At 67.4% G+C, this 25,374-nt stretch carries 26 protein-coding genes and 1 riboswitch; of the genes, 18 read left to right on the top strand and 8 right to left on the bottom strand.

The window, feature by feature from the left end; all coding sequences use genetic code 11:
• The 3 genes from argJ to VV867_RS28765 form a co-directional block, all read left to right on the top strand.
• A partial coding sequence (argJ, locus tag VV867_RS28775) for a bifunctional glutamate N-acetyltransferase/amino-acid acetyltransferase ArgJ (protein ID WP_328568243.1) occupies positions 1-814 on the top strand: 814 nt, incomplete at its 5' end.
• A 118-nt stretch (positions 815-932) separates the two neighbouring features.
• Positions 933-1,556, top strand: a complete 624-nt coding sequence (locus tag VV867_RS28770) for a glutathione S-transferase family protein (protein ID WP_109932018.1) — start codon at positions 933-935, stop codon at positions 1,554-1,556.
• A gap of 28 nt (positions 1,557-1,584) precedes the next feature.
• A complete protein-coding gene (locus VV867_RS28765) occupies positions 1,585-2,535 on the top strand; it encodes a Nudix family hydrolase (RefSeq protein WP_328568242.1) in 951 nt (316 codons plus the stop codon).
• A 300-nt stretch (positions 2,536-2,835) separates the two neighbouring features.
• Here the strand turns inward: VV867_RS28765 and VV867_RS28760 are convergent, their stop codons facing one another.
• The 4 genes from VV867_RS28760 to VV867_RS28745 are packed head-to-tail and all read right to left on the bottom strand — an operon-like array spanning position 2,836 to position 7,432.
• Positions 2,836-3,408 (bottom strand): cob(I)yrinic acid a,c-diamide adenosyltransferase, encoded by a 573-nt coding sequence (locus tag VV867_RS28760; RefSeq protein WP_328568241.1) that lies wholly within the window; start codon positions 3,406-3,408, stop codon positions 2,836-2,838.
• Between the two features lie 3 nt (positions 3,409-3,411).
• Complete coding sequence (locus tag VV867_RS28755) at positions 3,412-5,457, bottom strand: sensor histidine kinase (protein WP_109932939.1); 2,046 nt, start codon at positions 5,455-5,457, stop codon at positions 3,412-3,414.
• Between the two features lie 57 nt (positions 5,458-5,514).
• Positions 5,515-6,429, bottom strand: coding sequence for a putative 2-dehydropantoate 2-reductase (locus VV867_RS28750; protein ID WP_328568240.1), 915 nt, complete (start codon positions 6,427-6,429; stop codon positions 5,515-5,517).
• A gap of 37 nt (positions 6,430-6,466) precedes the next feature.
• Positions 6,467-7,432: a response regulator gene (locus VV867_RS28745; protein ID WP_109932010.1), complete on the bottom strand. Its 966-nt coding sequence runs from the start codon at positions 7,430-7,432 to the stop codon at positions 6,467-6,469.
• A gap of 153 nt (positions 7,433-7,585) precedes the next feature.
• On the opposite strand from VV867_RS28745, the gene VV867_RS28740 reads away from it, so the two are divergent.
• Both VV867_RS28740 and VV867_RS28735 read left to right on the top strand, forming a co-directional pair.
• The gene (locus VV867_RS28740) at positions 7,586-8,065 is read left to right on the top strand and encodes a YajQ family cyclic di-GMP-binding protein (protein ID WP_089390669.1); all 480 of its coding nucleotides are present in this window, start codon (positions 7,586-7,588) and stop codon (positions 8,063-8,065) included.
• A 118-nt stretch (positions 8,066-8,183) separates the two neighbouring features.
• On the top strand, positions 8,184-9,032 hold the full coding sequence (locus tag VV867_RS28735) for a mechanosensitive ion channel family protein (RefSeq protein ID WP_109932008.1): 849 nt from the start codon (positions 8,184-8,186) through the stop codon (positions 9,030-9,032).
• A gap of 226 nt (positions 9,033-9,258) precedes the next feature.
• Here the strand turns inward: VV867_RS28735 and ampG are convergent, their stop codons facing one another.
• A complete protein-coding gene (ampG, locus tag VV867_RS28730; RefSeq protein WP_328568239.1) occupies positions 9,259-11,073 on the bottom strand; it encodes an MFS transporter AmpG in 1,815 nt (604 codons plus the stop codon).
• Between the two features lie 35 nt (positions 11,074-11,108).
• Positions 11,109-11,492 carry an MGMT family protein gene (locus VV867_RS28725; protein WP_328568238.1) on the bottom strand — a complete coding sequence of 128 codons (384 nt, stop codon included), beginning with the start codon at positions 11,490-11,492 and terminating at the stop codon, positions 11,109-11,111.
• A 180-nt stretch (positions 11,493-11,672) separates the two neighbouring features.
• Here VV867_RS28725 and VV867_RS28720 point away from each other — a divergent pair, with 180 nt between their 5' ends.
• The gene (locus tag VV867_RS28720; protein ID WP_109934429.1) at positions 11,673-12,677 is read left to right on the top strand and encodes a DUF481 domain-containing protein; all 1,005 of its coding nucleotides are present in this window, start codon (positions 11,673-11,675) and stop codon (positions 12,675-12,677) included.
• A 115-nt stretch (positions 12,678-12,792) separates the two neighbouring features.
• On the opposite strand, the gene VV867_RS28715 is transcribed toward VV867_RS28720, so the two are convergent.
• Entirely contained in the window at positions 12,793-13,551 is a 759-nt protein-coding gene (locus VV867_RS28715; RefSeq protein ID WP_109934428.1) for an SDR family oxidoreductase, read from the bottom strand.
• A gap of 106 nt (positions 13,552-13,657) precedes the next feature.
• Here VV867_RS28715 and VV867_RS28710 point away from each other — a divergent pair, with 106 nt between their 5' ends.
• From VV867_RS28710 to VV867_RS28655, 12 genes are all read left to right on the top strand, one after another.
• Entirely contained in the window at positions 13,658-14,395 is a 738-nt protein-coding gene (locus VV867_RS28710) for a HugZ family pyridoxamine 5'-phosphate oxidase (RefSeq protein WP_328568237.1), read from the top strand.
• 64 nt (positions 14,396-14,459) lie between these two features.
• Positions 14,460-14,927 (top strand): FxsA family protein, encoded by a 468-nt coding sequence (locus VV867_RS28705; protein ID WP_089390676.1) that lies wholly within the window; start codon positions 14,460-14,462, stop codon positions 14,925-14,927.
• Positions 14,928-15,119: 192 nt separating this feature from the next.
• A complete protein-coding gene (locus tag VV867_RS28700) occupies positions 15,120-15,413 on the top strand; it encodes a co-chaperone GroES (RefSeq protein ID WP_009617968.1) in 294 nt (97 codons plus the stop codon).
• A gap of 48 nt (positions 15,414-15,461) precedes the next feature.
• Positions 15,462-17,102 carry a chaperonin GroEL gene (groL, locus tag VV867_RS28695; RefSeq protein WP_275627559.1) on the top strand — a complete coding sequence of 547 codons (1,641 nt, stop codon included), beginning with the start codon at positions 15,462-15,464 and terminating at the stop codon, positions 17,100-17,102.
• Between the two features lie 75 nt (positions 17,103-17,177).
• A riboswitch (Fluoride riboswitch) is annotated at positions 17,178-17,240 on the top strand.
• A 63-nt stretch (positions 17,241-17,303) separates the two neighbouring features.
• On the top strand, positions 17,304-17,687 hold the full coding sequence (gene crcB / locus VV867_RS28690; protein ID WP_328568236.1) for a fluoride efflux transporter CrcB: 384 nt from the start codon (positions 17,304-17,306) through the stop codon (positions 17,685-17,687).
• A 195-nt stretch (positions 17,688-17,882) separates the two neighbouring features.
• Positions 17,883-18,566 (top strand): response regulator transcription factor, encoded by a 684-nt coding sequence (locus VV867_RS28685; RefSeq protein ID WP_089390679.1) that lies wholly within the window; start codon positions 17,883-17,885, stop codon positions 18,564-18,566.
• A complete protein-coding gene (locus tag VV867_RS28680; RefSeq protein WP_109934425.1) occupies positions 18,556-19,833 on the top strand; it encodes a sensor histidine kinase in 1,278 nt (425 codons plus the stop codon). Before VV867_RS28685 ends, VV867_RS28680 begins: the two co-directional genes overlap by 11 nt.
• 79 nt (positions 19,834-19,912) lie before the next feature.
• Entirely contained in the window at positions 19,913-20,584 is a 672-nt protein-coding gene (locus VV867_RS28675; RefSeq protein WP_109934424.1) for a class I SAM-dependent methyltransferase, read from the top strand.
• Between the two features lie 2 nt (positions 20,585-20,586).
• On the top strand, positions 20,587-21,291 hold the full coding sequence (locus tag VV867_RS28670; RefSeq protein ID WP_109934423.1) for a lipopolysaccharide kinase InaA family protein: 705 nt from the start codon (positions 20,587-20,589) through the stop codon (positions 21,289-21,291).
• Positions 21,288-21,518 carry a hypothetical protein gene (locus VV867_RS28665; RefSeq protein ID WP_089390683.1) on the top strand — a complete coding sequence of 77 codons (231 nt, stop codon included), beginning with the start codon at positions 21,288-21,290 and terminating at the stop codon, positions 21,516-21,518. Before VV867_RS28670 ends, VV867_RS28665 begins: the two co-directional genes overlap by 4 nt.
• A gap of 623 nt (positions 21,519-22,141) precedes the next feature.
• Positions 22,142-23,350: a nicotinate phosphoribosyltransferase gene (pncB, locus tag VV867_RS28660; protein ID WP_328568235.1), complete on the top strand. Its 1,209-nt coding sequence runs from the start codon at positions 22,142-22,144 to the stop codon at positions 23,348-23,350.
• An 81-nt stretch (positions 23,351-23,431) separates the two neighbouring features.
• Positions 23,432-24,907, top strand: a complete 1,476-nt coding sequence (locus VV867_RS28655) for a helicase HerA-like domain-containing protein (protein ID WP_328568234.1) — start codon at positions 23,432-23,434, stop codon at positions 24,905-24,907.
• Positions 24,908-25,215: 308 nt separating this feature from the next.
• Here VV867_RS28655 and VV867_RS28650 read toward each other — a convergent pair.
• A partial coding sequence (locus tag VV867_RS28650) for a hypothetical protein (protein WP_328568244.1) occupies positions 25,216-25,374 on the bottom strand: 159 nt, incomplete at its 5' end.

Genomic DNA, 25,374 nt, shown 5'->3' with positions numbered 1-25,374 from the left:
GGCCGCCCTGGGCCCGGACAACTGGGCCGAGGCCGCCGCCGGCATCATGACCACCGACACCCTGCCCAAGGGGGCCAGCCGCCAGTTCGAGCATGACGGCGTCACCGTCACCGTCACCGGCATCAGCAAGGGCGCCGGCATGATCAAGCCGAACATGGCCACCATGCTCGGCTACATCGCCACCGACGCCAAGGTCGCCCAGGGCGTGCTGCAGGACCTGCTGCGCGACGCGGCGAACAAGTCGTTCAACCGCATCACCATCGACGGCGATACCTCCACCAACGACAGCTGCATCCTGGTCGCCACCGGCCAGGCCGCGCTGCCGGAGATCACCCAGGCCAGCGGCGCGCTGTTCGGCGCCCTGAAGCAGGCGGTGATCGAGGTGTCCATGGAGCTGGCCCAGGCCATCGTCCGCGACGGCGAAGGCGCCACCAAGTTCGTCACCGTGCAGGTCAACGGCGGCGGCACCCACCAGGAGTGCCTGGACGTCGGCTACGCCGTGGCCCACTCGCCGCTGATCAAGACCGCGCTGTTCGCCTCCGACCCGAACTGGGGCCGCATCCTCGCCGCGGTCGGCTACGCCGGCGTGCCGAACCTGGACGTCAGCAAGATCGACGTGTTCCTCGACGAAGTCTGCATCGCCAGCCGCGGCTGCCGCGCCGCCAGCTACACCGAGGACCAGGGCGCGCGGGTGATGGCCCAGGAAGAAATCACCATCCGCATCGAACTGGGCCGCGGCGACTGCAGCGAGACCATCTGGACCACCGACCTGTCCCACGAGTACGTGAAGATCAACGCGGAATACAGGACCTGATCGAAGGCGGCTGCAGGCTTCAGGCGGCAGGCTGCAGGCAAGAGCGAAAAGCCCGCCCCTGGGAGCGAGCCCGCTATGCTCTTCGCCTGTAGCCTGTAGCCGGCGCGAGGAACGAGCGATGAAACTGGTCATTGGCAGCAAGAACCTGTCGTCCTGGTCGTTGCGTGGCTGGCTGGCCATGCAACTGACCGGTGCGGAATTCGAAGAGGTGCTGATTCCGCTGGGTGGCGTCGACACCTCGCGGCGCATCCGCGAGCACTCGCCCACCGGCAAGGTGCCGGTGCTCGAGTGCGAGGACGGGGTGATCTGGGACTCCCTGGCGATCGCCGAGTACCTGGCCGAACGCTTCCCCGAGGCACACCTGTGGCCGCGCGGCGAGGCGGCCCGGGCGCTGGCGCGGTCGATCTGCGCGGAGATGCACAGCGGCTTCCCCGCCCTGCGCTCGCACATGCCCATGGACCTGCAGCGGCACAAGCCGCTGGCCAAGGTGCCGGCCGAAGTGGAAACCGACATCGCCCGCGTCATCGAGCTGTGGACCCTGTGCCGCCAGGGCTTCGGCCAGGACGGGCCCTTCCTGTTCGGCCACGCCAGCATCGCCGACGCCTTCTACGCGCCGGTGGCCACGCGCCTGCGCAGCTACGCCGTGGAGCTGCCGCCGCTGGCCAAGGCCTACGTGGACACCATCTACCAGTGGGCGGCCTTCCAGCCCTGGCTGCAGGCCGCGCTGGCCGAGCGCCCCTGAGCGCCGGCAACCGACGAGGAGTTATGCAGTGAAACGAATACATGTCGCCGCCGCCGTGATCCGTGGCGCCGATGGCCGCGTGCTGATCGCCCGGCGCCCGGACGACAAGCACCAGGGCGGCCTCTGGGAGTTCCCCGGCGGCAAGGTGGAGGAGGGCGAGCCGGTGCAGGCGGCGCTGGCCCGCGAGCTGGAAGAGGAGCTGGGCATCCGCGTCGAGCGCGCCCGGCCGCTGATCCGCGTGGCCCACGATTACCCGGACAAGCAGGTGCTGCTGGACGTCTGGGAGGTCTCGGGGTTCTCCGGCGAGCCCCACGGCGCCGAGGGCCAGCCGCTGGCCTGGGTGGCCCTGCGGGAGCTGCCCGACTACGAGTTCCCCGCCGCCAACCGGCCCATCGTGCACGCCGCGCGCCTGCCCGAGCGCTACCTGATCACCCCCGACGGCCTGGAGCCGCAGGAAGTCCTGCAGGGCATCCGCGCCGCCGTGGCCGGTGGCGTGCGCCTGATCCAGCTGCGCGCGCCGAACATGTACAGCCCGGAATACCGCGACATGGCGGTGGACGCCGTGGGGCTGTGCGCCGGCAAGGCGCAGCTGATGCTCAAGGGCCCGCTGGAATGGCTGGGCGACTTCCCCTCCGCGGGCTGGCACCTGACCGCCGAGCAACTGCGCAAATATGCCCCCAACGGCCGCCCATTCCCCGACGACCGCCTGCTCGCGGCATCCTGCCACGGCGCCGAGGAGCTGACCCTGGCCAGCGCCATGGGCGTGGACTTCGTCACCCTGTCGCCAGTGCAGCCGACCCAGAGCCATCCGGGCGAACCGGCACTGGGCTGGGATGCGGCGCAGCAACTGGTGGAAGGCTTCAACCAGCCGGTGTTCCTCCTCGGCGGCCTGGGCCCACAGGACCTGGAGCGCGCCTGGCAGGCAGGCGCCCAGGGCGTGGCCGGCATCCGCGCGTTCTGGCCGAAGAGCGAAGCGTAGGCCGTACGACCTGTAGGAGCGGACTCCGTCCGCGATAGCCGGACGTATCGGCTGAAATCCGCTCCTACAACCGCCCCTACGCCATTCCCACTGTAGGAGCGCGCCCTGCGCGCGAATCGCGGGCAGGGCCCGCTCCTACAACCGCTCCCACGCCATTCCCATTGCAGGAGGCATGGTGTTTCAGGAGCGTAGGGCGAATAACCGTTCGCGGTTATCCGCCGCCGGCCGGAGCCTCGGTGCCCGACGGCGATGGCGGATAACGCCATAGGCGTTATGCGCCCTACGGTGGGCCGGGAGGGTTCAGGCGGGTTTTTCCGCCGCCTTCCACAACACCTCGGCAACGCCCTGGCGCTTGGCAGCGATGCGCGCGGCGACGAACAGCAGGTCCGACAGCCGGTTCAGGTAGCGCAGCCCCGCGCCCTGCAGCGGCTCCTCGGCGTTGATCTGCTGGCAGCGGCGCTCGGCCTTGCGCGCGAGGGCGCGGCACACGTGGATCTGCGCCACCAGGCGGGAGCCGCCGGGGAGGATGAAGTCCTTCAGCGGTTCCAGTTCCTCGTTCCAGGCATCGATGGCCTGCTCCAGGCGGGCCACCTCGTGGTCGTCCAGGGCCCGGTATTCCGGCATCGCCAGTTCGCCACCGAGGTCGAACAGGCGGTGCTGCACCGGCGCCAGCACCGTCAGCAGCTGGTCCAGCGCGGCGCTGCGGGCTTCCTGCAGGTCGGCCAGCAGCAGTCCCAACTGGCTGTTCAGTTCGTCCACGCAACCGATGGCCTCGATGCGCGGGTGGTGCTTGGGCACCCGGCTACCATCGGCCAGGCCGGTTTCGCCGGCGTCGCCGGTGCGGGTGTAGATCTTCGACAGGCGGTAGCCCATGCCTCAGAGCTCCTTGTTCTGCGGGGGCGGCAGCGCCACTGGCGCCACGGGCTCGTCGCCCAGCGGCAGGCGCAGGGTGAAGCAGGTGCCCTGGCCGAGTTCCGACTGCACTTCCATCTGCCCCTTGTGGTTGTTGGTGATGATGAAATAGGACACCGACAGGCCCAGGCCGGTGCCCTGGCCCACTTCCTTGGTGGTGAAGAAGGGCTCGAAGATGCGCTTGCGCACCGTCTCGGGCATGCCGCAGCCGTTGTCCTGCACCTGTACCTCCGCCCACGGCGGGTTCAGCCGGGTGCGCAGGATGATCCGGCCCTGTTCGCCTTCCTCCTCGTCGTCGCGCAGGTGGATGGCCTGGGCGGCGTTCTTCAGCAGGTTGAGCAGCACCTGCTCGAACTCGTTGGCGATCACCGGCACCGGGCCCAGGCGCGGGTCGAACTCGTGGACGATCTCCAGCGACTTGAAGTCGAAGCCGCCGGCCAGGTCGAAGTCGTTGCCGGCGATCTCCACCGCCTGCTCGATCAGCGATGGCAGCTCGCAGGGCGCCATCTGCCGGTGGCTGCGGCGGCTGAAGGCGAGCATGTGGGTGACGATCTTGGCCGCGCGCGAGCCGGCGTACTGGATGCCGTCCATCAGCCTGGGAATCTCCCGCGCCTCCAGGTAGTGGTTGAGGTCGTCCAGGGCGATGCCCACCTCGGCGGCCACCTCCAGGTTCTTCGGCAGCTCCGGCGACAGCCGCCGGCGGATGTTCTGCACGTTGTGCAGGATGGCCCCCAGCGGGTTGTTGATCTCGTGGGCCATGCCGGCGGCCAGGCCGCCCACCGAGAGCATCTTCTCCGACTGCACCATCAGCTCCTCCATGCCCAGGCGCTCGGTGATGTCGTCGATGCGGATCACCGCGCCGCGGCCGGTGCCGCCCATCAGCGGGTAGAAGGTCAGGGCATAGTGCCGCGGCGAGTCGATCAAGGCCCAGGTGACGCGCTCGACGCGCTCCACCTTGTGCTGCTCGGCGGCGCGGGTGAGCTGCAGCAGGAAGGGCTTGAGCGAGGGGAAGGCGAGGAACACCGGCTGGTTCACCGCGTCGTCCAGGCTGGTGCCGGAGAGCCGGCTGGCCTCCTGGTTCCACTGGGTGACGTAGAGCTGCTCGTCCACCGCGATCAGCGCCGAGGGCATGGAGTCGATGATGCTGTTGAGGTAGTGCTGGAAGCCGGTGAGCTTCTTCTCGATCTTGCTGCGCACCTGGACTTCCAGTTCCAGCTTGCGGTTCGAGCGGCGGGTTTCCTCGGCCAGGTCCTGGGCCTGGGCCATGGCGTCCTGGGCGTCGTCGCGGGCGCGCTTGAGCTGCTGCTCGCGGGCCTCGATGCGGGTCAGCATGGTGTTGAAGGCGTCGGACAGGCGGCCGATCTCGTCGGCGTTGCCGCGTTCGGCGCGCAGCGAGTAGTTCTCCTCGCGGGTGACCTGGCGCGACAGTTCCTCCAGGCTGCGGATCGGCCGGGTGATCAGGCGGCGGATCTGCCGGGCGATGAGCATCCACAGCAGCACGCTCACCGCCAGGATCGCCAGGCTGGCGGTCAGGGTGCCGGTATAGAAGGCGCCGGGCAGCTCGCTGCTGGCCACCAGCAGCAGGTAGCCGTTGCGCCCGCCGGGTTGCGGCAGCTCGAACAGGGCGTTGAGGCGGTATTCGCGGGCGCGCCAGCGCTCCAGGTCTTCCAGGTGCCTGGGCAGCGAGCCTTCCCGGGGCGACTGGGCGATGCGCGTGCCGTTGGCGTCGTAGAGCGCCGCGGCGCGCAGCGGCTGGTAGTCGTCGAGCTGGTGCAGCAGGGTGTCGGCCTGCTCCGGGGAACTCAGCGCCGGGTAGCTGAGCGCCGGGTTGGCGATCAGCCGGCCGATGGTCTGCAGGGCCTGGGGCGCCACGCTGTCTTGGGAGATCCAGTAGGCTGCGCTGATGAACGCCAGGTTGGCCGCCAGCAACACGGTGGCCAGCAGCACCAGCAGGGCGGCGAGGATCTTCTGGCCGACCGGCAGGTTTTCCAGGCGCTGACGCAGGTTGATGAAGGACGGCATAGGGGCTCGGCGATCGAAGGCGAGGCGGGCAGGTTAGCCCGCCGTTCAGGCCTCGGGCAATCCGCGTTGGCGCAGCGCGTCGCGCAGGCGCTGGTGCAGGGCGTTCAGCCCGGGCAGCGGCAGGCCGCGGCGGCGGCCTTCGGCGCAGGCATGGCCGAGCAGGTAGGCGACCTCGGTGCGGCGGCCGCTGGCCACGTCCTGGTACATGGAGGAGTAGTTGGCCGCGGTGGCGGCGATCACCCGTTCCACTTCGCCCTGCAGCTCCCGCGCCGCGGCGTCGTAGCCGCAGGCATGGAGCAACTGGCCGAGTTCGTCGCACAGGCCGGCGACCTGCTCGGCATGGCCGGCCAGCTCGCCGTTGCGGCAGTGGTGGAGCACGGTCAGCGGGTTGATCGCGCAGTTCAGCGCCAGCTTGCGCCACAGCCGTTCGAGGATGTCGTCGCTCCATTGCGCGGGAATCCCGGCGCTGGCCAGCTCGGCCAGCCAGGCTGGCGCCGGGCCGCCGCGCTCGTCGCCGAGCCAGGTCTGCCCGCGGCCGGCGAAGACCACGCGGAAGTCGCCGTCGCGGAACGCCCCTTCGGTGCTGGAGGCGTACAGGCAACGTGCCCGCGGCAGGTGCGCGGCCACCGCCTGCTGGCTGCCCAGGCCGTTCTGCAGGAGGATGATCTCGGCGCCGGGGGCCAGGTGCGCGGCCACGCTGGCGGCGGCCTCCTCGGCGTCGTAGGCCTTGCTGGCCAGGAGCAGGCGCTGGATCGGGGCGTTCAGCTGGCCGGCGGTTTCCGCCGGGATCGGGTAGAGGCTCTCGCGGCCGTCCTCGCACAGGCTGATGCCACCGCGGGCGCGGTACGCCGCCAGGCGCTGGCGGTCACGCAGCAGCAGCTGCACGGGAAGGCCGGCGCGGGCCAGGCGGGCGGCCCAGAGGCTGCCGAGGCTGCCGGCGCCGAGGATGGTCCAGTTCATGGTGGGGCTTCGCGGGTCGATGGGCGTACTGCGAAGTCTAGCGCACCCCGGGCAGCCGGCTGGCGTTGATCCGTCCGCTGGCGTAGGCGTCGGGCAGCAGCTGGCGGGCCTGTTCCAGCACGGCCTCGGCCTGCAGCGGCAGGGACTTGGCGTCCAGCCCCACCAGGCCGATGCCGGCCTTGAGGGTGACGAAGCCGCGGCTGGTCTTGAAGGCCTTGAGGTTGAGGCCCTCGTGCAGGCGGCGGAAGCTGCTCGGCGAGCATTCCTGGAGGTCGTCGATCAGGGTGATGAGGCCGAAGTGCTGCTCGTCGATGCGCGCCAGCACGTCCAGCGGCCGCACCAGTTGCTGCAGGCGCCGGCCGATGCCGTGCAGCAGCTCCTGGTGGAAGCCGGGGAAGTGCTGGCCGTCCTGCTCCAGCAGGGCGGGGATGCCGATCAGCAGGTAGCACACCGCGCCGCCGCGGGACTCCACCTGGCGGATGCTGTCGGCGAGCTTCTGCCGCAGGTAGCGCAGGTTGCCCAGGCCGGTGGCGGCGTCCACCAGGTTGCGTTCCTCCAGGCGGTTGATGTTCTCGGTGAGCAGGCGGTTTTCCACCAGCAGGCGCTGCAGGGTGTTGCACAGGCGGTCGGCGGCCAGCACCCGTGGCACCAGCTGTTCGCTCATCGCCGCCTTGCTGACGAAGTCGTCCACGCCGCGGTCGAAGGCTTCGGCCAGGGCGTTGTCGCCCTCCTTGCCGGTGAGCAGCATGATGTAGGTGTAGTGGTCGCCGCTCTCGTCCAGCTGGCGTACCCGCGCGGTGAGCTCCAGGCCGTCCATCTCCGGCATCAGCCAGTCGGCCAGGAGCACGCTCACCGGTTCCCGTTCCAGCAGTTGCAGGGCTTCGCTGGCGCTGCTGGCGAAGCGCACGTTCTGGTAGCCGGCCTGGCTCAGTGCCCGGCCGATCATGGCGCTGGAGAATTTCGCGTCGTCGACCACCAGGATGCTCAGATGGTTGGTTGGCATGGGGCAGGGGACTCGGAGGAGGCGGGGGGAGTTCGCCGGTTCTTGGCCGGGCGCGCGCTTGTGGCTCAGTTATAATGAGCGCGCATTTTTACCGTCAAGCCAGGCGCATGCCCGACTGTGAACCGGGTCGCGCCGTCCATCTGGAGAGATGACATGCCTTCGTTCGACGTGGTGTCCGAACTGGACAAGCACGAACTGACCAACGCCCTGGACAACGCCGGCAAGGAGCTCGATCGCCGTTTCGACCTCAAGGGCAAGTGCAGCTTCGAGCCCAAGGACAAGTCGGTTACCCTGACCGCCGAGGCCGATTTCATGCTGGAGCAGATGCTCGACATCCTGCGCAGCAACCTGATCAAGCGCAAGATCGACATCCAGTGCATGGAGCTCAAGGACGCCTACCCCTCGGGCAAGGTGGTCAAGCAGGAAGTGGACTTCCGCGAGGGCATCGACAAGGACCTGGCGAAGAAGATCGTCGGCCTGATCAAGGACCGCAAGATGAAGGTCCAGGCCGCCATCCAGGGCGAGCAGGTGCGCGTCACCGGCAAGAAGCGCGACGACCTGCAGGAAGTGATCGCCCTGCTGCGCAGCGAATCCCTGGGCATGCCGCTGCAGTTCAACAACTTCCGCGATTGAGCGGAACCTCGTCGACCGGGCGGCGTCGCAATTAGAGTGCCGCTCGGCGAACACCGATCGCCATGGTTCGCCATGGCGATCGCATTTCTACGGATCGAAACCAAGGGGGCCCCATTCCATGGACATGAACTACGACCAGATAGTACGGAGCGCTGAGGCCTGGACGCCGCTGGTGCTGAGTTACCTGGGCAACGCCGTGCTGGCGCTGATCACCCTGCTGATCGGCTGGTGGCTGATCAACCTGCTGACCCGCCGGGTGGGCGGGCTGCTGGCCAGCCAGCGGGTGGACAAGACCCTCCAGGGCTTCATCGGCAGCCTGGTCAACATCGTGCTGAAGATCCTCCTGGTGGTCAGCGTGGCCTCGATGATCGGCATCCAGACCACCAGCTTCGTCGCCGCCATCGGCGCCGCCGGCCTGGCCATCGGCCTGGCCCTGCAGGGCAGCCTGTCGAACTTCGCCGGTGGGGTGCTGATCCTGCTGTTCCGCCCGTTCAAGGTCGGCGATGCCATCGAGGCGCAGGGCGTCGCCGGCACCGTGGACAGCATCCAGATCTTCCACACCGTGCTGCGCACCGGTGACAACCGCACGGTCATCATGCCCAACGGCGCGCTGTCCAACGGCATCATCACCAACGTCTCGAGCCAGGCCACGCGCCAGGTGATCTTCGACATCAAGCTGGCCTTCGACGCCGACCTGGACGCGGCCCGCGGCATTCTCCTGGAGCTGGCCCAGGACCCGCGCGTGCTCAAGACCCCCGCGCCGGTGGTGGTGGTCTCGGCCCTGGGCGAGAATTCGGTGACCCTGTCGCTGCGCCTGTGGACCGCCAATGCCGATTTCGGCGCGGTGACCTTCATGCTCAACGAGCAGGTGCGCCTGTGCCTGCGCGACCGCGGTATCGACCTGGCGCTGCCGAGCCGGGTGGTGCGGGTGGTCAGGGGTTCCGAGGAGGAAGCCTTCGCCGAGTGAGGGCGAGCCCATGAGGAAGGCCGGCCATGTGCCGGCCTTTTTCGTTTCTGCGCCGGCCTTGCCGGCGCAATCGCGGACAGGGCCCGCGCCTACAGGTCGAGGGGGAATTCTGGCGTAGGATGGGTGGAGCGAAGCGATACCCATCCTACGAAGGCGCCTCGGTGCGGATTCCCCTGTAGGAGCGCGCCCTGCGCGCGAATTGCGGGCAGGGCCCGCCCAAGGCAGCTCAGCCGCTGCGCTCGGCGCTGTGCCGCGTGGCCACCGGCTCTTCCGGTTCGCTCGGCACGCCGTCGGGCATGCCCTTGTCGCGGCGCAGCCACAGCCAGCCGATCAGCAGCAGGGTGGGGATGCCGAGCACGGCGGTGACGAAGAAGAAGTGCTCGTAGCCCATGTGCTCGACCATCTTGCCCGAGTAGCCGCCGATGAAGCGCGGCAGCAGCAGCATGGTGGAGCTGAGCATGGCGTACTGGGTGGCGGAGAACTTCAGGTTGGTCAGGCTCGACAGGTAGGCGACGAAGGCCGAGGCGGCCAGGCCGCCGCTGAAGTTGTCGAGCATGATGGTCAGCACGAACATGCTGACGTGGGGCTCGAACTCGCGCAGCAGGGTGAAGACGTCTTCGCCTATCACGCCCGGGTCGGTGATCGGCCCCATGTGCGCCAGCATGGCGAACAGCAGGTTGGTGCCGGCCGAGGCGGCGCCGGCGAGGAACAAGATCGGCAGGATGCTGAAGCGGGCGATGAGCAGGCCGCCGGCCGCCGCGCCGACCAGGGTCATGATGACGCCGAACAGCTTGCTGACGGTGGCGATCACTTCCTTGGAGAAGCCCATGTCGATGTAGAACACCCCGGCCATCACGCCCATCACGGTGTCGGAGAGCCGGTAGGTGGAGATCAGCCCGAGCAGCAGCAGCGCCTGCCAGCGGTAGCGGCGGATGAACTCGGTGATGGGCGTGAGCACCGGCGCCATCAGCAGGCGGCCGGGGGCCGACAGGCAGCTCAGGGCGATCAGCAGGTAGAGGCTCGCCAGCCACCATTTGCCGGCGCCCGCGGAGTTGGTCATGGCGGTGCCGGTCACCAGCAGGATGATCAGCACTATCACCGACACCGCCTGGTGGACGAAGTCGAACTGCGGCACGCCCTTGCCGTGGGCGGCGACCAGCAGTGGCCGGCGCACCCGCGAGAGCAGCTCGCGCACCGGGCGGATCTGCTTGCGCCCGCGCGGGCTCAGGCAGAGGACGATGAACAGGGCATAGAGCCCCGCCCGCGGCCAGGCCTGGTTGGTCAGCGCGGTGAGCATGGCCGGCACCGAGATCAGCAGCACCAGCAGTTGCAGCACCGAGAGCAACTGGTGGTTGAAGGCGTAGGCGGAGTTGCCCACCGCCTGCGGTTGGACGTTCACGTCGGGCTCGCGGATCAGCAGGCTGGTGACCAGGCCGGGGAGGATCAGCAGGGCGAACAGCGCGTAGGTCAGGCCCCAGGCCGCCTGGCTGTAGTGCAGGCTGCTGGAGCCCAGCCACTCGGCGAGGAACAGCGCGCCGGCGCTGGCCAGCAGCACGGCGCCGCGGTAGCCGGTCATGTAGCAGGCGGCCAGGGCGGCCTGGCGGGTGTTCTCGGCGATCTCCAGGCGGTAGGCGTCGATGGCGATGTCCTGGGTGGCCGAGGCGAAGGCCACCACCAGGGCCAGGCCGATCAGCCAGGGCAGGTGGCTCTGCGGGTTGCACAGGGCCATGCCGAGCAGGCCGATGGCGATCAGCGCCTGGGAGAACACCAGCCAGGAGCGGCGCCGGCCGAGCCGGCCGACGATGGGCAGGCGCCACTGGTCGAGCATCGGCGACCACACCCACTTGAACGCGTAGACCAGCCCCAGCCAACTGGCGAAGCCGATGGTTTCCCGCGCCACGCCGGCTTCCCGCAGCCACACCGAGAGGGTGGTGAAGACCAGCATCGTCGGCAGCCCGGCGGCGAAGCCGAGCAGCAAAAGCGCGAGACTGGCGGGAGACTTGTAGGCAACCAGTGCCTCTCGCCAGGAGTGCTTCTTCATGAAAGGTTTCCAGCACGCAAAAAATTACGCGAACTCTACTCGCAGAGCCCGCCGTGAAGCCAGCCGTGCCGACGTATGTCCACCCGATCGTTGTGGATTCGGACTCCCTCGGCGCGCAATCGTGCCCGCTGTTCGTCGCCACCCGGGCTGCCCAGCGGCAGGCTGATGCGCCCGCCGGCGGCGATCACCCGGTGCCAGGGCAGGCGCGAGCCCTCCGGCAACTGGCTGAGCACCCGGCCCACCAGGCGCGCCGAGCGGCCCAGGCCGGCCATGCGGGCCAGCTCGCCGTAGCTCATCACGTAGCCTTCGGGTACCTGCGACAAGGCCAGGTAGATGGCCTCGCGGCGTACCTGCAGGCTTTCCAGGCCCAGGTCTGCGGTGTTTTCCGGAAGGGGCGCGGGCGGTTTTCTCGAGGGCATGGGGCGGTTTTCCACTGGCAGTGGGGCCTGGTCGACAGCATAGAGCCGCCATGATGCAGGAGGTGCCCTTCATCCATCCAGTTGAACTCCCCGCATGGGGGCCGGTCAGTCGTTGCTCTGGTGTCGGGTGTGCGGATAATGCCCGGCTTTTGTTCCAGCCGTCCGAATTGAATGCCACTCATGCTGTCGAGAACCCTGCTGTGCCTTGCCGTTGCCGCCGCTCCACTGACCTCCCTGGCCGATACCGTCTGGTTGAAGAACGGTGACCGGCTGACCGGCAAGATCAAGCTCTACGACGGGGGCCGCCTGGTGCTGGCCACCGACTACGCCGGCGAGGTCACCCTGACCGGCGACAAGATCGCCACCCTGCAGACCGAGCAGAACCTGCTGGTCAAGCACGACGAGGACGCTACCGGCGAGCATTCCAAGGGCCTGAAGGCCGCCGAGCCGGGCAAGGTCACCCTGGTCAACGGCGCCGAGGAAACGGTGCCCCTGGCCAGCATCGAGCAGATAGTGCCGCCGCGTCCGCTGCTGCAGGACTGGGTGTGGAAGGGCCAGGTGGACTTCTCCGTCGACCACAGCATGGCCGAGAACGATGTCGAGGACTACGACGTCGACTTCAAGACCAACGCCCGCCACGGCATGTGGCGGCACAACCTGCAGGGCGAGTACAACCGCGAGAAGAAGGACGACTCGGTCAGCGTCAACAATTACTCCGCCGAGTACGCCCTGGACCGCTTCCTGGACGAGCACTGGTTCTGGCAGGGCAAGGTGGAATACAAGCGCGACTGGGTCGAGGACCTGGAGAAGAAGCGCACCGTCGGTACCGGCCCCGGCTACCAGTTCTGGGACAACGAGCTGGGCGCCTTCTCCCTGGCCACCCTGGTCAACCGCAACGACTACGACTTCGTGGGCGGCGAGAAGGACCATTTCTACTCGGCGAGCGTGAAGTGGGACTACAACCGCTACCTGCTGGCCAAGCAGTTCGAGATCTTCACCAACGGCGAGGTGGGCAAGCCGCTGTCGTCGAAGGTGGACTACGAGGTGGAGAGCGAGGCGGGCATCCGCTACAAGCTGACCTCCTGGGCGGCGCTAAGCCTGAAGGGCGAGTGGGACCGCCTGAGCGCCGAGGACGGCGGTGTGAACCAGCGGCGCTATACGCTGGGGATCGGGGTGGGTTGGTAAGAGAGGGCTACAGGCGGCAGGCTACAGGCTACAGGCTACAGGCTACAGGCGAAGAGCGTAGCGATTCGGCTCTTCGCTCCTGCCTGCAGCCTGCCGCCTGAAGCCTGTCGCCGCTTTACAGCCTCAGCCCCCCATCCAGCTCCAGCACGCGGCCGGTGTAGTAGTCGTTCTCGAGGATGTAGGCCACCGAGTGGGCGATCTCGTCCGGGCGGCCCAGGCGCTTGAGCGGGATGCCGGCGGTCATTTTCTCCAGGGCCTCGGGCTTCATGCTGGCGACCATGTCGGTCTCGATGAAGCCGGGGGCCACGCCGGCCACGCGGATGCCGTAGCGCGCCAGTTCCTTGGCCCAGACCACGGTGTCGGCGGCGACGCCGGCCTTGGCCGCGGAGTAGTTGGCCTGGCCCATGTTGCCGGCGCGGGAGATGGAGGAGATATTGACGATCGCGCCCTGGTTGTCCAGCTCGATCATCTTCGCCGCCACTTCGCGGGTGCAGAGGAACACGCCGGTCAGGTTGACGTCGATCACCGCCTGCCACTGGGCCAGGCTCATCTTGCTCAGCTGGCCGTCCTTGACCTTGATGGTCAGGCCGTCGCGCAGGATGCCGGCGTTGTTCACCAGGCCGTTGATGGCGCCGAAGTCGCTGGCCACCTGGGCCACCATGTGGCTAACCTGTTCCTCGTTGGCCACGTTGCACAGGTAGGCGCGGGCGTCGCCGCCGGCGGCCTTGCAGGCGGCGACCGCCTCGTCCAGTTTCTCCTGGTTCAGGTCGACCAGCGCCAGTTTCGCTCCCTTGGCGGCGAGGAACTCGCCCATGGCGCGGCCCAGGCCCTGGCCGCCGCCGGTGATGATGATGACCTTGTCTTGCAATTGCATGGTTGGAATCCCCACGGCAATGTCTGGTGAATGGCCTCGCCGGCAACGGTGAACGAATTTTCTGTGCCCGTCCGTTTGCGACGGATTCTTAGCGAGGAGTCATAAGGTGAGCGTGAAAGCTGCCAAGAATGCCCGAGAATTGCTGCTCAAGGAATACCGCGCAGTGCTTTCCACCCAGTCGAAGAAGTGGCCGGGCTACCCCTTCGGCTCGGTGGTCCCATACTGCCTGGATGGCGCCGGCCGGCCGCTGATCCTGATCAGCCGGATCGCCCAGCACACCCACAACCTGCAGGCCGACGCCAAGTGCTCGCTGCTGGTGGGCGAACGTGGCGCCGACGACATCCAGGCCGCCGGCCGCCTGACCCTGCTGGCCGAGGCCCGTCCGCTGGAGGACGTCGAGGAGATCGAGGCCGCGGCGCAGCGCTACTACGCCTACTTCCCCGGCTCGCGCGACTACCACAAGGCCCACGACTTCGATTTCTGGGTGCTGCAACCGGTGCAGTGGCGCTTCATCGGCGGTTTCGGCGACATCCACTGGCTGGGCGCCGACAGCGTGCCGCTGGCCAACCCCTTCGCCGGCGAGGTGGAGCAGGGCATGGCCGGGCACATGAACCAGGACCACGCCAATGCCATCGTGCACTACCTGGAACTGGCCGGCCTGCCGGTGGGCGAGGCCCCGGAACTGGTGGGAATCGATACAGAAGGTTTCCACCTGCGCGTCGGCTCCATCCTCCACTGGCTGCCGTTCCCGGAGCCCTGTGCCAACCCTGGCGAGGTGCGCCAGGCGCTGGTGCAACTGGCGCGGGCGCAGGCCTGGCCGGGCAACGAGGTGATCCAGGCTTGAAATAGGCGGGTGTCGGCGCCAACTACGGAATATCCGGGCCGACGCCCCGCCAAGGACCCCTGAAATGCGAGTCACCCTGTTCTTCCTGCTGCTCTTCCCGCTGATCGAACTGGCCGTGCTGATCAAGGTCGGCAGCGTCATCGGCGTGGGCTGGACCCTGCTGTTGCTGGTCGCCAGCGCCTTCCTCGGCGCGGCGCTGCTGCGCGTGGCCGGCCTGGCCACCCTGTGGCGCGCCCGCGAGCGTCTGTCCCGCGGCGAGGTGCCCGAGCAGGAAATGCTCGAGGGCCTGCTGATCGCGGTCGGCGGCGCCCTGCTGATGCTGCCGGGCTTCATCAGCGACATTCTCGGCCTGCTCTGCCTGCTGCCGTTCACCCGCAGCCTGCTGCTGGGCGGGTTGCGCCGGCGCATGCGCGAGCAGGAGGAGCGCCGCCGCGCCTTCGCCGACGACCCGTCGGCGCAATCGCGCGGCCCACAAGGGCCGAACGTGATCGAGGGCGAGTTCGAACGCCGCGACAATGATCGCCTGCGCTGAAATTTTTTTCCCCTCGGCCTTGAAATGCCCCACGACGACCTCATGTAGCAGGCACCGCAAGGTCCCTGTCATTCGGACAGGCTGTCTTATGCGGCTCGCCCGTCGGGCCGCAAACCGGCGAAGCCGGCTTCAACAAAACCTGCCGGACATCGATCCGGCCGTTGGAAACCACTGTTTGGGAGAGTTACGACTATGAAGCTTCGTCCTCTGCATGACCGCGTCGTCATTCGTCGCAGCGAGGAAGAAACCAAGACCGCGGGCGGCATCGTGCTGCCGGGTTCCGCCGCCGAGAAGCCGAACCGTGGCGAAGTGGTCGCCGTCGGTGCCGGCCGCGTGCTGGACAACGGCGAAGTTCGCGCCCTGGCAGTGAAAGTGGGTGACAAGGTGGTGTTCGGCCCGTACTCCGGCAGCAACGCCATCAAGGTCGACGGCGAAGAACTGCTGGTGATGGGCGAGTCCGAGATCCTCGCCGTCCTGGAAGACTGATCAGTCCGCCCCAACCCCCACTGAATTCGATTTACGAGGAAACAGAACATGGCTGCTAAAGAAGTTAAGTTCGGCGATTCCGCTCGCAAGAAAATGCTGGTCGGCGTAAACGTGCTGGCCGATGCCGTCAAGGCCACCCTCGGCCCGAAAGGCCGTAACGTCATCCTGGACAAGAGCTTCGGCGCTCCGACCATCACCAAGGACGGCGTTTCCGTCGCCAAGGAAATCGAACTCAAGGACAAGTTCGAGAACATGGGCGCCCAACTGGTGAAAGACGTTGCCTCCAAGGCCAACGACGCTGCCGGTGACGGCACCACCACCGCTACCGTCCTGGCCCAGGCCATCGTCAACGAAGGCCTGAAGGCCGTCGCTGCCGGCATGAACCCGATGGACCTGAAGCGCGGCATCGACAAGGCGACCGTCGCCATCGTCGCCCAGCTCAAGGAGCAGGCCAAGCCCTGCGCCGACACCAAGGCCATCGCCCAGGTCGGCACCATCTCCGCCAACTCCGACGACTCCATCGGCAACATCATTGCCGAAGCCATGGACAAGGTCGGCAAAGAAGGCGTGATCACCGTTGAAGAAGGCTCGGGCCTGGAAAACGAACTGTCGGTCGTAGAAGGCATGCAGTTCGACCGTGGCTACCTGTCGCCCTACTTCATCAACAAGCCGGACACCATGGTTGCCGAGCTGGAAGGCCCGCTGCTGCTGCTGGTCGACAAGAAGATCTCCAACATCCGCGAAATGCTGCCGGTGCTGGAAGCTGTCGCCAAGGCCGGCCGCCCGCTGCTGATCGTCGCCGAAGACGTCGAAGGCGAAGCCCTGGCCACCCTGGTGGTCAACAACATGCGTGGCATCGTCAAGGTCGCGGCCGTCAAGGCTCCGGGCTTCGGCGACCGCCGCAAGGCCATGCTGCAGGACATCGCCATCCTGACCGGTGGCACCGTCATCTCCGAAGAAGTCGGCCTGAGCCTGGAAGGCGCCACCCTGGAGCACCTGGGTAACGCCAAGCGCGTGGTTCTGAGCAAAGAGAACACCACCATCATCGATGGCGCCGGCGCCCAAGCCGACATCGAGGCCCGCGTCCTGCAGATCCGCAAGCAGGTCGAAGAGACTTCCTCCGACTACGACCGTGAGAAGCTGCAAGAGCGCCTGGCCAAGCTGGCCGGCGGTGTTGCCGTGATCAAGGTCGGCGCTGCCACCGAAGTCGAGATGAAAGAGAAGAAAGCCCGCGTCGAAGACGCCCTGCACGCTACCCGTGCCGCGGTGGAAGAAGGCGTGGTTCCTGGCGGCGGCGTCGCCCTGGTGCGTGCCCTGCAGGCCATCGAAGGCCTGAAGGGTGACAACGAAGACCAGAACGTCGGTATCGCCCTGCTGCGTCGCGCTGTCGAAGCGCCGCTGCGCCAGATCGTCGCCAACTCCGGCGACGAGCCGAGCGTGGTGGTCGACAAGGTCAAGCAAGGTTCGGGCAACTACGGCTACAACGCCGCTACCGGTGTCTACGGCGACATGATCGAGATGGGTATCCTCGATCCGGCCAAGGTCACCCGTTCGGCGCTGCAGGCCGCTGCCTCCATCGGCGGCCTGATGGTCACCACCGAGGCGATGGTTGCCGAAGTGGTCGACGACAAGGCCGCTCCGGCCATGCCGGACATGGGTGGCATGGGTGGCATGGGCGGCATGATGTAAGCCTCCCGGCCCCTGGCTGAGAAAGAGCCCCGCTTCGGCGGGGCTTTTTCGTTTCCGGCGCTTTGTGCCAAGATGTGCCGCGCAGGAGATGGCATTCCTCCTTCAACCGCCCCCGTGGCTGATGATGCCTACGCATTCACCTGGACCAGGCGCGTAGGCGTTCGCCTGCGGCCTGTCCGAAAGCCCCTCAAGGACAGGATCATGTGGAAACCCGTTCTCGCCATCGCCCTCGGCGCCGCCATCGGCGCGTTGCTGCGCTGGTACCTCGGCCTCAAGCTGAACAGCCTGATGCCCACCGTCCCCCCCGGCACCCTGGCCGCCAACCTGATCGGCGGCTACATCATCGGCCTCGCCGTCGCCTACTTCGCCAGCGCCCAGGGCATAGCGCCGGAGTGGCGGCTGCTGATCATCACCGGCTTCTGCGGTGGCCTGACCACCTTCTCGACCTTCTCCGCGGAGGTCGTCACCCTGCTGCAGGAAGGCCGCCTGGCCTGGGCCATGGGGGCGATCGCCGTGCACGTCAGCGGTTCCCTGGCGATGACCCTGCTCGGCCTGTTCACCGGCAACTGGCTGATGGGCAAGTGAGCCGTCGCGGGGGCGCCGGATGGCAGCCCCGCAGGCAAGCCCCCCGCGCATTCGCAGCACCTCGTATCTGCTCCCTTCACGCCAAGGCTGGCGCGGCCTCGCCGCCGGCCCGAGGTGTTGTGAAAAAAACGTCAAAGACGCTTAAGTTCCAATTAAGCGAGCTAGTCTAGGGTGCCCTGCAAAGCGGAGAGGAACATGCGGATTCTGTTGGTTGAAGACAATCGGGACATCCTGGCCAATATGGCGGATTACCTGGGGCTCAAGGGTTACACGGTGGATTGCGCGCAGGACGGCTTGTCCGGCCTGCACCTGGCGGCGACCGCGCACTACGACCTGATCGTCCTGGACGTGATGCTGCCCGGCCTGGACGGTTTCACCCTGTGCCGGCGCCTGCGCGAGGACGCGCGGCGCGACACCCCGGTGATCATGCTGACCGCCCGCGACCAACTGGACGACCGCCTGCAGGGCTTCCGTTCCGGCGCCGACGACTACCTGCTCAAGCCCTTCGCCCTGTCGGAGCTGGCCGCGCGCATCGAGGCGGTGCTGCGCCGGACCCAGGGCGGCGGCCGCCGAGAACTGCAAGTGGCGGACCTGAGCTACAACCTCGATACCCTGGAAGTGAACCGCGGCGGCAGGCCGCTCAAGCTCAACCCCATCGGCCTCAAGCTGCTGGCGGTGCTGATGCAGAAGAGCCCGCACGTGGTGCGCCGCGACGTGCTCGAGGAAGCCGTCTGGGGCGACGACTGCCCGGACAGCGACAGCCTGCGCAGCCATGTCCACCAGCTGCGCCAGGTGATCGACAAGCCTTTCGCCATGCCCTTGCTGCACACCGTCCACGGTGTCGGCTACCGCCTGGCGGAGGAAACGAATGGAGTATAGGCAGAGCCTTTCCCGCCGGATCGTCTTTGCTTTCGTGTTCATGACCGCGCTGGTCGGCGGCCTGTTTTCGCTGAGCATCGTCGGCGTGGTGCACGTGGTCGAGGAGCGCCTGATTTCCCGTGACCTGGGGGGCGAGCTGGACCGCATCATCAACGAGGACCTGCGCAGCGGCAGGGGCCCGCGGCTGGACCCCGGCATGCGCTTCTTCGTCAGCGACGGCGTCGGCGTCTATGCCATGCCGCCGGCGCTGCAGCGCCTGGAGTCGGGCTTCCACGAGGTGTTCGACGGCGAGCTGTCGTTCCATGCGCTGGTGCGCGACGCCGATGGCCGCCGCTACGTGCTGCTGCAGGACCAGAGCGATTTCGAGGCGCGCGAGCAGGTCCTGTACGCCGCCGTGGTGACCGGCTACGTGCTCAGCCTGGCGCTGGCCGGCCTGCTCGGCTGGCTGCTCTCGCGCAAGGTGATGGAGCCGGTGGTGCGCCTGGCGCGCCAGGTGCGGCACCGCGACCAGTTGCTGGACCTGGCGCCGCCGCTGGCGCCGGACTACGCCCACGACGAGGTCGGCGAGCTGGCGGCGGCGTTCGACTATGCCATCGGGCAACTGCACCAGGTGCTGACCCGGGAAAAACTGTTCACCAGCGATGTCAGCCATGAGCTGCGCACGCCGCTGATGGTGATCGCCAGCAGCAGCGAGCTGCTCGCCGAGGAACCGGGCCTGAGCCCGAAGGCGCGTACCCAGCTGGCGCGGATCACCACCGCCAGCGAGGAAATGCGCGACCTGGTGCAGACCTTCCTGATGCTGGCGCGCTCGCGCACCAAGGAGCTGGACATCGCCCCGCGGGCCGGCCTGCAGCGCATCGCCGACGACCTGGCCGGGCAATGGCGCGGGCCGATCGAGGCCAAGGGGCTGCAGCTGATCTACGAGGTACAGGCGGTGCCGCCGGAGCAATACAACGCGGCCTTCCTGCGCTCGGTGATGAGCAACCTGCTGCGCAACGCCATGCACTACACGGATGCAGGACACATCCGCTTGCAATTGTCCGCCAGCGGTTTCGTCGTCGAGGACAGTGGCCTGGGCATCCCCGAGGAGCAGCGCGAGCGCATGTTCCAGCCCTTCGTCCGCGGCCCGCAACAGCGCGGCGAGGGCCTTGGCCTGGGCCTTTCGCTGGTGAAGAGGATCTGCTCGGCGGAAGGCTGGGAGGTCAAGCTGACGCCGGCCCAGCCGCACGGCTGCCGTTTCGAGGTCCGCCTGGTCGGCGAGGCTTGACGAATTTTTCACATGCGCATGACCGCATGGATACAGAATCACCCGTAGTTTCGTATAAAAAATGAGCAGGAACCCCATCATGAGCGACAAGCCCGTCGAGCTCGAGTTTTCCCAGAAGTACGACCGTCAGCATGCCGAGCGCTACCTGCGCAAGCATCGCAGTGGGCTGTCCCGGAAACTTTCCCATTGGCGCGATGTCCAGATCGCCCGCCAGGCGCTCAAGCTGGCCGGCCAGCCGAACCTGGTGCTGGACCTGCCGTGCGGCGCCGGCCGCTTCTGGCCGATGCTGGCCGAGAAGGACAACCGGGTGATCATCGGTGCGGACAATTCCGCCGACATGATCGCCGTGGCCTGCGCCGGCCAGCCGGTGGAGGTTGTCAAACGCGTGCGGCCTTTGCAGACTTCGGCATTCGCCATCGATTTGCCGGACAACGCCGTCGACAGCATCTTCAGCATGCGCCTGATGCACCACATCGGTGAATCGAGCGACCGCATGACCATGCTGCGCGAGTTCCACCGCGTGACCCGCGACAGTGTGATCCTCTCGCTGTGGGTCGACGGCAATTTCAAGGCCTGGAAACGTCGTCGCGCCGAGACTGGGCGCAAGAAGCACACGTACCAGAACCGCTTCGTGATTCCTGCCCGTACCATCGAGGAGGAGTTCCGCCAGGCCGGGTTCGCGGTGCAGGACCATATCGATTTCGTCCCGCTGGTGCACATGTGGCGGGTCTACATTCTGCGTAAGGAGTAATGATGGGCGCTGATTTGGCAGCTCTGCAGCGAATTTCCGGTGAAGATGCCATCGATCGCTGGTTGCAGATTCCCGGCAAATGGGTAGAGGAGCCGAACCGGCGCCGCGGCGGCGAGAGCGGGGTCCAGCGCGTGCTGACCGACGATGGCCGCCTGCTCTATCGCAAGCAGCAGGTCGGGCACATCTACCGTGACCTGCTGCACCCCTTCGGCTACCCGACCGCCATCCGCGAGCGCGATGCGCTGCAGGCCGCCGCGTCCCTCGGCGTCAAGGTACCGACCCTGGTCTACGCCGGCTGCCGCAAGGTGGACGGCGAATGGCAGGCCCTGCTGGTCACCGAGTCGCTGGACGGCTATTCGAGCCTGGAAGACTGCTACGCCCGCGGCGACCAAGAGCGCTGGGGCGAGGCCGTGCACCAGCGCGTCCTGCAGCAGTACGGCAGGACCCTGGCCAGGCTCAACCTGGGCCGCTGGCAGCATGGCTGCCTGTACCTCAAGCATGTCTTCGTCAAGGTCGAGGGCGAGCAGATCGACGTTGCCCTGATCGACATGGAAAAGGCCCGCCAGCGCTTCAGCGCCAGGCGCGCGGCCCGTCACGACCTGCGCCAGGTGAAGCGCCGTTCGTCGTGGACGGAAGCGCAGTGGCAAGCCTTTGTCTATGGTTACGAGGCGGCGTTTGGCAGCGCCATCAAAGGGTTGCAGACATGAAACTAGAAATCACACGAAGTTTGCTCCTCGTTGGCGCCCTGGGCGTGGCAACGTTGGCGGCAGCTGCCTGGCACGAGCCGGGCCCCGAAGTGATCGGCTCCCACGGCCAGCAGGCCAGCTGCCGTGTGCCGGCGAACGTGCAGGCCAAGCAGGCGGCGCGTCCCGACCACGACCTGTTGCTGTTCCTCTTCGGCATGTCCCAGGGCGGTGTCAGCGCGCCGCGTTGAGTCGAGTCCGCCTCGGCGGTGAAGAAAAGAATGCCGTTTCTCCCTATGGGGGAAACGGCATTTTTCATAATGCACTGGGGCGCCCGGCGTGGCCGGTGAGTCCAATCGCGGACAAAGTCCGCTCCTACACCCGTGCTTCCCTGTACCCGTAGGAGCAACTGTCTTGCGGCCCGCGCCGAAATGCTCTTCGTAGGAGCGAGCTTGCTCGCGAATAAACCCCGCTGCGGAGTCCGTTCGCGAGCAAGCTCGCTCCTACAGGTTGCCGGAAGGCGTGGCATTTCCCTGTAGGAGCGGACTTTGTCCGCGATTGGATTCACCCGCCACGCCGGACACCCCGATGGCACGGCCAACGGCGGATAACCGCGAACGGCTATTCGCCCTACGGTCAATTGCCTCTGCCACGCGGAACCATCCGGTGGCACGGTCGTAGGAGCGGACTCTGTCCGCGATTCGGCGGATAACGCCGTAGGCGTTATGCGCCCTACGGATTTCCCGAGAGCTTCAGGTGCCGGGTTCCAGCAGGCTACGCCCCAAACGAACCACATCCCCCTAATCAGGATTTTTTCTGCGCGCGGCGAATGCATGCCGTTAGACTGCAGGCTGACGACAGGCGAGAGGCGAGCATGGCTGAGTCCGCATTCACCCCCTTCGGCGTGCAGAACCTGCTGGATACCGACTTCTACAAGCTGAGCATGATGCAGGCGGTGCTGCACAACTACCCCAACGCCGAGGTGGAGTGGGAGTTCCGTTGCCGCAACCGCGAGGACCTGCGCCCGTACCTGGCGCGCATCCGCGAGCGCATCGAGGCGCTGGCCGGGCTGAGCTTCAGCAGCGAGCAACTGGCCTTCCTCGAACGCATTCCCTTCTTCACGCCGGACTTCATCCGCTTCCTCGGCCTGTTCCGCTTCAACATGCGCTACGTGCAGACCGGCATCGAGAACGACGCGTTCTTCCTGCGCCTGAAGGGCCCCTGGCTGCACGTGATCCTCTTCGAGGTGCCGGTGCTGGCCAGCATCAGCGAGGCGCGCAACCTGCAGCGTTATCCACAGGTGACCCTGGACGTGGTGCGCGAGCGCCTGCGCGACAAGCTCGACTGGCTGCGCCGCGAGGCCAGCGCCGAGGAACTGGCCGGCTTCAAGATGGCCGACTTCGGCACCCGCCGGCGCTTCTCCTATGCCGTGCAGGAATGCGTGGTGCGCGAGCTGAAGGCGAGCTTCCCGGGCCGCTTCGTCGGCACCAGCAACGTGCACCTGGCGCGCAAGCTCGACCTCAAGCCGCTGGGCACCATGGCCCACGAGTGGCTGATGGCCCACCAGCAGCTCGGCCCGCGGCTGATCGACAGCCAGGCCGCCGCGCTGGACGCCTGGGTCCGCGAATACCGCGGCCAGCTGGGCATCGCGCTGACCGACGTGATCACCATGGACGCCTTCCTGCGCGACTTCGACCTGTACTTCGCCAAGCTCTTCGACGGCCTGCGCCACGACTCCGGTGACCCGCTGGTATGGGCGGAGAAGGCCATCGCCCACTACGAGCAGCTGGGCATCGACCCGCGCAGCAAGACCCTGGTGTTCTCCGACGGCCTCGACCTGCCGCGGGCCCTGCACATCTACCGTTCGCTGCGCGGGCGGATCGACGTCAGCTTCGGCATCGGCACCCAGTTCACCTGCGACATCCCCGGCGTCGAGCCGATGAACATCGTGCTGAAGATGACCGCCTGCAACGGCCAGCCGGTGGCGAAGATCTCCGACACCCCGGGCAAGATGCAGTGCAACGACGAGAATTTCGGCCGCTATCTCAAGCACGTCTTCCGCGTCGACGAGGCCCTGGGCTGAAAAGCGCCACGGCGGCGTTGCGCTTCGCCGCGCGACGCGCCAGTCTTGCCGGGTGACCTTCCGTCCACCAGGGGAGCAAGGATGTCAGCGAGCAACCAACTCATCATCGGCGCCGGCGCCGATGGCCAGCCCGTCAGCCAGCCGTGGAAGCTGGCCAACCGCCACGGCCTGATCGCCGGCGCCACCGGCACCGGCAAGACGGTGACCCTGCAGCACCTGGCCGAGAGCTTCAGCGATGCCGGCGTCGCGGTCTTCGCCGCCGACATCAAGGGCGACCTCTGCGGCCTGGGCGCGGCGGGCAACCCCCAGGGCAAGGTGGCCGAGCGCATCGCCTCGATGCCCTGGCTGGGCTACCAGGCCAAGGCCTACCCGGTGAGCCTGTGGGACGTCGCCGGCAAGACCGGCCACCCGCTGCGCACCACCCTCAGCGAGATGGGCCCGCTGCTGCTGGGCAACCTGCTGGAGCTGACCGACAGCCAGCAGGCCGCGCTCTTCGCCGCCTTCAAGGTGGCCGACCAGCAGGGCCTGCTGCTGCTCGACCTGAAGGACCTGAAGGCCCTGCTCAACTACCTCAAGGACCACCCGGAAGTGCTCGGCGAGGACCGCGCCCTGTTCACCGGCGCTTCCTCCCAGGCCCTGCTGCGGCGCCTGGCGACCCTCGAGCAGCAGGGCGCCGAGGCCTTCTTCGGCGAGCCGGCGCTGCAACTGGAGGACATCCTGCGCCCGGACCCCGATGGCCGCGGGCGCATCCACCTGCTCGACGCCAGCAAGCTGGTGCACGAGGCGCCCAAGGTCTACGCCACCTTCCTGCTCTGGCTGCTGTCGGAGCTGTTCGAGCAACTGCCCGAGCGCGGCGACGCCGACAAGCCGGTGCTGGCGCTGTTCTTCGACGAGGCGCACCTGCTGTTCAACGGCACGCCCAAGGCCCTGCACGACCGCCTGGAGCAGGTGGTGCGGCTGATCCGTTCCAAGGGCGTGGGCGTGTACTTCGTCACCCAGTCGCCCAGCGACCTGCCGGACGACGTCCTGGCCCAGCTCGGCCTGCGCATCCAGCACGGCCTGCGCGCCTTCACCGCCAAGGAGCAGAAATCCCTGCGCGCGGTGGCCGACGGCTTCCGCCCGAACCCGGCGTTCGACACCCTGCAGGTGCTCACCGAGCTGGGCATCGGCGAGGCGCTGGTGGGCACCCTGGAAGAGAAGGGCACGCCGTCCATGGTCCAGCGCGTGGCCATCGCCCCGCCGCAGTCGCGCATCGGCCCGCTGGGCGAAGCCGAGCGCGCCGCGATCATCCGCAGCTCGCCGCTGGCCGGTCGCTACGACAAGCCGATCGACCGCGAATCGGCCTACGAGCGCCTGACCGGCCGCACCGACGACAAGATGGCGCCCAGCGAAACCAAGGCCGACGCCGGCAGCAGCCTGGGCAGCATGGCCGGGGAAATCCTCGGCAACCTGGCCAGCCAGACCATGAAGACCGTGGTGCGCCAGGCCGCCAACCAGATCGGCCGCGAGCTGGTGCGCGGGCTGATGGGCTCGCTGCTGGGCGGCAAGCGGCGGTAGGTAGGGCGCCGGTGTTCCGGCCGGCGGCGGATAACCGCGAACGGTCATTCCCCTACGAACCTGAACCGCGGCGCCCCGCCTCTCGCCCTACCTGTAGGAGCGCGCCCTGCGCGCGATTCGCGGACAGAGTCCGCTCCTACGGTTCCAGGAAGGCACGGACGTAGGAGCGGACTTCGTCCGCGATTGGACCCACCGGCCACGCCGGGCGCCCCGGTGGCACCACCATCGGCGTATAACCGCGAACGGTTATACGCCCTACGCATAGGCAGACGCCGTGTATGAAAAAGGCGCCCGAAGGCGCCTTTTCATTAGATGCGGAAACTATCCACCAACTGCCGCAGGCGCCCGGCCTGGTTTTCCAGGTCGGCGCAGGCGCGCAGGGTGGCCTTGAGGTTCTCCACGCCTTCCTGGTTGAGGGTGTTGATCTCGGTGATGTCCATGTTCAGCGAGTCCACCACCGCGGTCTG

The sequence above is a fragment of the Pseudomonas sp. JH-2 genome, assembly GCF_036231725.1.
In the GTDB taxonomy this organism is placed as follows: domain Bacteria; phylum Pseudomonadota; class Gammaproteobacteria; order Pseudomonadales; family Pseudomonadaceae; genus Pseudomonas; species Pseudomonas delhiensis.
Note: the sequence above shows the minus strand (reverse complement) of the source record. Positions and strands in the feature narration are given on the sequence as shown.